The sequence below is a fragment of the Pseudomonas sp. NBRC 111131 genome (genome assembly GCF_001320525.1).
Classification (GTDB): domain Bacteria; phylum Pseudomonadota; class Gammaproteobacteria; order Pseudomonadales; family Pseudomonadaceae; genus Aquipseudomonas; species Aquipseudomonas ceruminis.
This window is the reverse complement of record NZ_BCBH01000076.1, coordinates 1-2642: the sequence shown is the minus strand read 5'-3', so window position 1 is coordinate 2642 and position 2642 is coordinate 1. Positions and strand designations below refer to the sequence as shown.

Annotated in this window: 3 protein-coding genes; all 3 read left to right on the top strand. The window is 55.4% G+C overall.

The annotated features are described in order from the left end of the window. The first annotated feature begins 295 nt into the window (after positions 1-295). Positions 296-700: a hypothetical protein gene (locus APH34_RS30200; RefSeq protein WP_004577588.1), complete on the top strand. Its 405-nt coding sequence runs from the start codon at positions 296-298 to the stop codon at positions 698-700. 611 nt (positions 701-1311) lie between these two features. Continuing rightward, on the top strand, positions 1312-2187 hold the full coding sequence (locus APH34_RS30510; protein ID WP_023662058.1) for a SprT-like domain-containing protein: 876 nt from the start codon (positions 1312-1314) through the stop codon (positions 2185-2187). A 59-nt stretch (positions 2188-2246) separates the two neighbouring features. Beyond that, positions 2247-2642 (top strand): hypothetical protein (locus APH34_RS28235; RefSeq protein ID WP_054903780.1); only part of this gene is annotated, 396 nt, incomplete at its 3' end.

The following is a 2642-nucleotide window of genomic DNA, read 5'->3' as shown; positions in this document are numbered from 1 at the left end:
TTGAGAATGGTGACGGGGAGCCTCAGGTTGATAAGTGTTGTCCTATAGTTTAAAAATGGAGCCTTCCATTGTGCTTGCGTGGATGAGGGTGGGGCCAAAGAGTTGACCCGCGGTCGCAGCGATGTGCGCTGGTGCAGCCGCCTAGCTGATGAAGAACAATTCACCCTCGGTCGCTATGCGATTTGCCTTTGCGACTAGTGCAGCAGCACCTGCAGATTGGGATTTGTCCAAGGCCATCATAATTGACTGACTCTGCCAGCATGCCGTCTACCCATACATTTTCGGGTGCAAGAATTTGGACAACGAAGTTCAACTGCAACAACCGCTTTTGAGCCCGAACGATTTCAAGGCCGCGTACAAGGCAGGCGGCTGGAATGGTCGTATGCTCGCCATTCGCTGGAAAAAAACCGCTTTCTCGATCAGCAGGTTGGTCAACGACCTAGACCGTAGTCCGCACTGGGATGACGCGGTCCGCGGCTTGCCCGAAGTTCAGCTGCAACAACCGCTGTTGACCCCTGATGAATTCAAGGGTGCGTACAAGGCCCGCGGCTGGAATGGCCGCAAGCTTGCAATTCGCTGGAAAAAAACCGCTGTGTGGATCAGCAAAATTGCCAGCGATCCAGATCGTGACCTGCACTGGGATGATGCGGTCCGCGGCTTGCCAGTAATTGTGATTCCGAAGAAATCCAAGGCTAAGTAGGCGGGACCTTGCCAGGGGTCCCGCAGCGTTCTGGGGTGTTTGCGTTGTTCTCCTGGGAGCTACGTGGACTGAGACGTATGTAGCGTTGTTCCACATCTCCCTAGGTCATGCAACGCAAGCCTCAGGAGATTGCAAATGGGAACACTCAACTCGACCCCTACTGGTCCGGAAATGCCTCTCAATCTGTGGGCGGGAATTCAAGGGCAGAGGCTGCGTCGTGCTCAAGCACGGCATGAGCGAATGGTGGCGAAAGCGATCAAGGACAACGTTTCTAGCCGCCGTCTCAAACAATTGGTCATGCGCTATGACCGGATCCTTCTCGCTGCCGTAAAGCTCGTGCCTAGGTAGTCCTGAAGTATCACTCTCACCAGAAGCCTCAGCCATGCTGAGGTTTTTTTTTACCCGCAGCCCGCGCCGGCAGCCTGAGCAAAAGCCTTTCGCTAATGCATGGAGATGGCGGAGCGGGCTATCATTCTGGTTTATTGGTTTGCGATACATAACGCGTACGTGTAATATTTTCTGTCTCTACCCAGGATCCCGGCCATGCCTACACTTTTCTCTGCTAACGACACCCAGCTGAGCTTTCAGGTGCTGCGAGTGGCTGAAATCTGATGCGCGCTGTCGACGAGTTGAAGGCGGTTAGGATTCGAGTCACCGAGTGCCTGGAGATGGCCGCATCCTACTTTTCCCGTGACATTCCCGAGATACCGGTCCTGTTTGACCTTACTGGTAAAACAGGTGGCATGTTCAGGTACCGCCAAAACAAGGAAACTGGCCGGTGCTACGACCTGCAGTTCCGATTCAACCGTATCCTGGCCCGAGAGAACCTTTCGGAGTACCTCAATAATATCTGCCCGCATGAGGTAGCCCACTACATCACTTATTTGATTTGGGGGGCGAAGGTTGAGCCGCACGGTGCTGAGTGGACCCAGGTCATGGTCGAGGTATTCCAGATCCGGGCCGATAGGTGTCACCAGCTCGACACGTCGCGATCGGTCAAGAGAGAGTTTCTGTATCGGTGCGGGTGTGAAGGAAAGCGCTTTCGGTTGTCGACGAAAAGGCACAACCGCATGGTCCAGAGGAAAGCGTTCTACAGCTGCAGAACATGCGATCAGGTCGTTGTGTTTCTCCGAGAGGCTGATAAAGCCGAAGCCCAGGTCATACCAAAGCTTTTCATCAGCACCGCAGGCCCCACGATCGATAAGGCTCAAGTCGACCGAATCGCCAAGTTCATCCTCGATCACCAGGTAAAACAGATCGTCCTTGACTGCTTGATCACGGGTGAGCGGCATCGTGAGCTATTGAGCAAGAAGCTGAAGGTCCCGTCGAGCTCGGTGCTCAGGCATTTGAGCCCAGAAACTCTGCCAGGTGGAGTGACCCACGCCATTGTCTTCAGCGATGGCAAAGATGAGCGTCAAGTACGCGTAGCCAGGGCTTTCGAGCAACGAGGGGTGAAAGTGCGAATGGTGCGAGCGGGTGTTGGCTGACGTCATCCGCCTTCGAGACCCTCCAATTACCACCCAGTGAATTTGCGTAGAACCCCAACATGCAACAAGTCGAGCAAACCAATCAACGCCCCGCAGTCGCGGAGACTTTCCGCTTGAAAGCATTCCGAGTGGTCACCGGCGAACTGTTCGCTGCGGCCACCGCGCAGCATGCGCTCGACATGGCCAAGTCAGAGCTCTCTCGACCCCAGCTCAGCCTGAAGGATGTCGTCGCGGTGAGTCACAGCGATCTGGTGGTAGCGGAAGTGAATGGAGCCGAGCACGCAACTGGCGCTTCAGTGCTCCTCGCACGAGCAACCGCTCCGGGCTTGCTGGGACGTTGCCGAACTGACCATACCTACCAGACGGTGTTTGTCGAGGCGCTGAGCGGACCAAGCTTGGAGTGGGCCGTGCGCGAGGCGAGCTTCAAGGCTTTTGGATTCATGATGAGCGCTGAG